Genomic DNA, 4,862 nt, shown 5'->3' with positions numbered 1-4,862 from the left:
GGCGATAGTTGCCGACCTCGTCGTCCTTGGCGTCGCGCGCAACGATGGTGATGTAGTCCGTATTGGCAACGGTCTCGCTGCGCTCGACTGGAACCCAGGAGCCGGTTGGTGCCGTCTCCGGAGCGCTGAGAGTGATTTGTGGTGCTTGCGGCTCGGGCTCCGGCTCCGGCTCCGGTGCTGCAGTCACCTCCACCAGAGCGTCCTTCAAGCCCGCTGCGTCGGCCGCCATCCGGAAGCTACCACCCGTATTCTCGGCCAAGCAGCGCAGCTGCGCCTGATCTTCCGGCGCGCTGACGTCGAAGCCGATCACGTGCGTGGTAAAATCGACGCCGGCGGTCTCGAGTGCATCGGCGACGGCGCAGGGATCGCGATCACAGGTCTCGCGGCCGTCCGAGATGAGCACCACAGTCGCTGGGTTTTCCTCGTATCGAAGCGACTCTGCCGCCTGCCTGACCGCATCGGACAGCGGCGTCTTGCCTTTCGGATTGATCTGCTCAACCGCTGATCGAATAGCCTCTCGGTTACCGGTGCCTGCCGGAACCAGCTCGGCGATGTCCTCGCAGTCCCCCTTGCGGTTGTGACCGTAAGCCCAGAGCCCGAGCGCACGCTCGCTGGGTAGATTATCGAGAAGCTGGCTGACGACGTCGCGGGCGATGGTGATCTTGTGCTCATCGCCGATCTGCTGCCACATCGAGCCTGATGCATCCAGGACCAGGACAGTGCGTCCGAGCGAGCTCTGTGGCACGGCCTCTGTTTGAGCCTGTGCGGCGCTTGCTAGCGCGAGCAACGGCACGAGTAACAGGGCGAGTAGCCCCTGCAGGCAGCGATGGTCTAGGAGTTTTCGTCGATGGGTCAGCATGGGTATCGATCCCCCCTTGTCGAGATAGGTCATCTTGGTATCTTATCCTAGGGCCGTCTTGCCTCGTTGAGCCAGCCCTAAGGTTGGTCGCTGAAGAGGCGCTACCATAAAGCAGTCTCAGAGCATCGCCTAGCCGGGCCGATGGAAGAGCTGAATGAGCGAATTGGATCAGACACGACTGCGACTTCTATTGATCGAGGACTGCACCGAGACCTAGCTTTCCGTTCTCGATGAGCTGGAGCAGGCGGGTTACTCGGTCCAACATCGGCGCGTGGAAACGGCGGCGCAGCTGCGGAAGCTCCTGCCCAGGCGTGTCTGGGATCTCGTCATCGCCAACGATCGGCTGCCCGGTTGCGATGGTTTGGCGGCGCTCGAGCTTGTTCAGCGCCTAGAGGCGCGGGTGGCCGTGCGCGCCTCCGAGCTCAGAGAGGCCCTCCAGCGAGCTCAAGCCGCGACCCAGGCCAAGAGCGCCTTCTTGGCCAACATGAGCCACGAGATCCGCACCCCGATGAACGCCATCCTCGGGCTCGCCTATCTGCTCGAGCGCCGGCAGCTGCCCGACGATGCGCGCGAGCTGGCGCGCAAGATCCATGAATCCGGCCAGAATCTGCTCGGCATCGTCGACGATATCCTTGACCTGTCCAAGATTGAGTCCGGCAAGATCGAGTTCGAGCATGCGATATTCCGGCTCAGTAGCGTGCTGGACAACCTGACGACCTTGATGGGACCAGCCGCGGAGGCCAAGGATCAGGGGCAAGCCTTGGAGCTGATCGTCGTCCCGCCGCGGTGCTGCGACTGGCCGCTGCGCGGTGATCCGCTGCGCCTAGATCAGATCCTGATCAATCTGACCAACAACGCGATCAAGTTCACCGACACCGGTCAGGTCGAGGTGCGGGCCGATCCGGTCGAGATTGAAAGGACGCGGGTGCGGTTGCGCTTCAGCGTGCGCGACACCGGCATCGGCATCGATGACGAGACCCAAAGACGCCTGTTCCAGCCCTTCAGCCAGGCCGATGCCTCGACGACGCGGCGCTTTGGCGGCTCCGGGCTGGGGCTGGCGATCTGCCGCCGGCTGGTCGAGCTGATGGGCGGGCAGATGGGCCTCGAGAGCACGCCTGGGCAAGGCAGTACCTTCTGATTCGAGCTGCCCTTCGAGCGGGTTGCACAGGAGACACTGGAGCAGCCGCTCGAGGCGGAGACTCCGCCATGACCGCGGGGCCGATCCTCGTCGTCGACGATCAGCCGCAGAACCTGGCAGCCATGCGCCAGGTGCTCGGCGACGATTATCGCTTGCTGTTCGCGCGCAATGGCGCTGAGGCCTTGGCCGTCACAGCGAAGCTGCGCCCAGCGCTGATCCTACTCGACATCCAGATTCCGGACATGGACGGCTATGCCGTCTGCAGGAGGCTCAAGGCGGACCCGACGACCGAGTCGATCCCGGTCATCTTCGTCACCGGGCTGGCTGACACGGGCAACGAGGCGGAGGGCTTCGAGGCAGGCGGGGTCGACTATATCGTCAAGCCCATCTCAGCGCCCATCGTGCGGGCGCGCGTTCGGAGCCATCTGTCGCTGGTTCAGTCCTCACGACTCCAACGGAGCTATCAAGATGCCCTCTCGATGCTCGGCTGTGCGGGACACTACAACGATACCGATACCGGCGTGCACATCTGGCGCATGGCCAGTTATGCGTGCGAGCTCGCCAGTGCCTGCGGTTGGGAGTCCGCGTCCTGCCAACAGCTGGAGCAGGCCGCTCCGATGCACGATATGGGCAAGATCGGCATCCCTGGTGCGATCCTGCGCAAGCCGGGCAAGTTGACCGCCGAGGATTGGACGGTGATGAAGACCCATTCCCAGATCGGGCACGATATCCTGCGCATGAGCAATGCGCCTCTGCTCCAGCTTGCCGCCGAGATCGCGCTGCGTCATCACGAGCGCTGGGACGGTAGCGGCTATCCTGATGGTCTGGTCGCTGAGGCCATCCCGGAATCAGCCCACATCGTCGCTGTGGCGGACGTCTTCGACGCCCGCACCATGCAGCGACCCTACAAAGAGGCCTGGCCGGTGGAGACGGCGCTAGCGGTCATCCACGAGAGCAGCGGAAGCCATTTCGAGCCGCGCCTGATCGAGTGCTTCGCGGACATTTTGCCGCGTCTCTTGGAGGTCAAGGCGACTTGGGATGCTCGGGAGAAAAAGTGACAAACGCTTTCCGTTGGCGAAAAGACCGTCGTCGTGCTGCGCCATCATTGCTCCGCCTTCGCACTGGTCGCTTGATCAGCGGCGACGATGCCGCAACCAGCTCCACAGCAGCACGATCAAGCCACTGAGCGAGAAGCTCAACGCGATTACTGCTTTGCCCCAGTGCCGATGCAGGTAGGGTCGGGCAGCGTCGAACTGGGCGCTGAGCGAGCAGGTCCAGGTCTCGTAGTCGAAGGAGCCGCCGCGCTCGAGGCAGGCGTCAGCGATGTAGGCCTCGTAACCGTAGTGCAGGCCGAGCAGGAGCAACGGCAGCAGCAGCAAGAAGAGGCCGCCAGGTGGTGGGCGGAAAGCGGCAGCAGTCATACGGATGCTCTGAGTTGAGGGGGTTGCGACTCAATATGATACGGATGCCGGCTGCACGCGTCTCGCGAACGCTATGTCTCTCGATACAGCGATGTTGTATCCGCATGGATCGCCGCGGCTCTCGATGGCAAGTCGATTGCCCAGGGAGCGGAATCAGGCGCTTCAGCCGCTTGGGTCGCTTGGGTCGCTTGAGTCTTCTCCAGCCCGTGGCGAATCTCGGTTGGGTCGAGTTGGGTTGCCTGCGACTCGGCCTCGATGGCGCCGAGGAGGCCTTTTCAAGGTAAAGTACAGCGCACATCCCGCTCGCTCTGCCCCTTAGGAGCCACGCCATCCATGGCCATCCTGGTTGCGCTCAATCACAAGACCGAATATCGCTTCGATCGATCGGTGGCGCTTGCCCCGCATACGGTCCGGCTGCGCCCTGCGGCGCATTGCCGCACGCCGATCCACTCCTACTCGCTACGCGTCGAGCCGAGCGAGCATTTTCTCAACTGGCAGCAGGACCCCTTCGGCAACTATCTGGCCCGTTTGGTCTTTCCGGAGAAGGCCAAGACATTGAGCGTTGAGGTCGATGTGATCGCGGAGATGATCACCATCAATCCGTTCGACTTCTTCGTCGATGAGTCTGCCTACCACTATCCTTTCACCTACGACGCGCAGCTGACCAAGGAGCTGGCGCCCTATCTGCAGATCAAGGACAGCGGAACGAGGTTCGACGCCTGGGTCGAGAGCATCGATTGCAGCCGGCGCGAGACGGTCTACTTCTTGGTCGATCTGAACAAGCGACTGCAGGAGAAGACCGGTTACGTGGTGCGCATGGAAACCGGTATCCAGAGCAGCGAGGAGACGCTGACCCTGGGCCGCGGCTCCTGTCGCGATACCGCCTGGCTCTTGGTGCAGACGTTCCGCCGGTTGGGCTTGGCGGCACGGTTCGTGTCCGGCTACCTGGTGCAGCTGACCGCCGATGTGAAGGCGCTCGATGGTCCCAGCGGGCCAGAGCAGGACTTTACCGATCTGCATGCCTGGGCCGAGGTCTACATCCCAGGGGCGGGCTGGGTTGGTCTCGATCCAACCTCAGGGCTGTTCGCCGGCGAGGGCCATATCCCGCTCGCCTGCACGCCGGACCCGGTCTCGGCGGCGCCCATCACCGGTGCGACCGACGAGTGCGAGGTCGAGTTCTACTTCCATAATCGGGTCAAGCGCATCCACGAGGACCCGCGGGTCACCAAGCCCTATACCGACGAGCAGTGGGCGGATATTGAATCGCTGGGGCACGCCGTGGATGCCGAGCTGCAGGCGCAGGACGTGCGTCTGACCATGGGGGGCGAGCCGACCTTCGTCTCGATCGACGATATGGACGGTGCCGAGTGGAATATCGCCGCGCTGGGGCCGACCAAGAAGGGCCTGGCCGAGGATCTGCTGCTGCGGCTGAAGCACCAGTTCG

Annotated in this window: 5 protein-coding genes; 3 read left to right on the top strand and 2 right to left on the bottom strand. The window is 63.3% G+C overall.

Features of this window, described 5'->3' with window-relative positions:
• A partial coding sequence (locus ACY693_RS15020; protein ID WP_462322625.1) for a vWA domain-containing protein occupies positions 1–892 on the bottom strand: 892 nt, incomplete at its 3' end.
• A 238-nt stretch (positions 893–1,130) separates the two neighbouring features.
• Between ACY693_RS15020 and ACY693_RS15015 the strand changes: the two genes are divergently transcribed.
• Both ACY693_RS15015 and ACY693_RS15010 read left to right on the top strand, forming a co-directional pair.
• Positions 1,131–1,997: an ATP-binding protein gene (locus tag ACY693_RS15015; RefSeq protein WP_462322624.1), complete on the top strand. Its 867-nt coding sequence runs from the start codon at positions 1,131–1,133 to the stop codon at positions 1,995–1,997.
• A gap of 68 nt (positions 1,998–2,065) precedes the next feature.
• Positions 2,066–3,055 carry a response regulator gene (locus ACY693_RS15010; RefSeq protein WP_462322623.1) on the top strand — a complete coding sequence of 330 codons (990 nt, stop codon included), beginning with the start codon at positions 2,066–2,068 and terminating at the stop codon, positions 3,053–3,055.
• 75 nt (positions 3,056–3,130) lie between these two features.
• Here ACY693_RS15010 and ACY693_RS15005 read toward each other — a convergent pair whose 3' ends face one another.
• On the bottom strand, positions 3,131–3,418 hold the full coding sequence (locus tag ACY693_RS15005) for a hypothetical protein (RefSeq protein WP_462322622.1): 288 nt from the start codon (positions 3,416–3,418) through the stop codon (positions 3,131–3,133).
• Between the two features lie 333 nt (positions 3,419–3,751).
• On the opposite strand from ACY693_RS15005, the gene ACY693_RS15000 reads away from it, so the two are divergent.
• On the top strand, positions 3,752–4,862 hold a 1,111-nt coding region (locus ACY693_RS15000; RefSeq protein ID WP_462322621.1), incomplete at its 3' end, for a transglutaminase family protein.

The sequence above is a fragment of the Halochromatium sp. genome, from assembly GCF_054919635.1.
The sequence above is the reverse complement of the archived record's forward strand: the minus strand, read 5'-3'. Positions and strand labels throughout refer to the sequence as shown.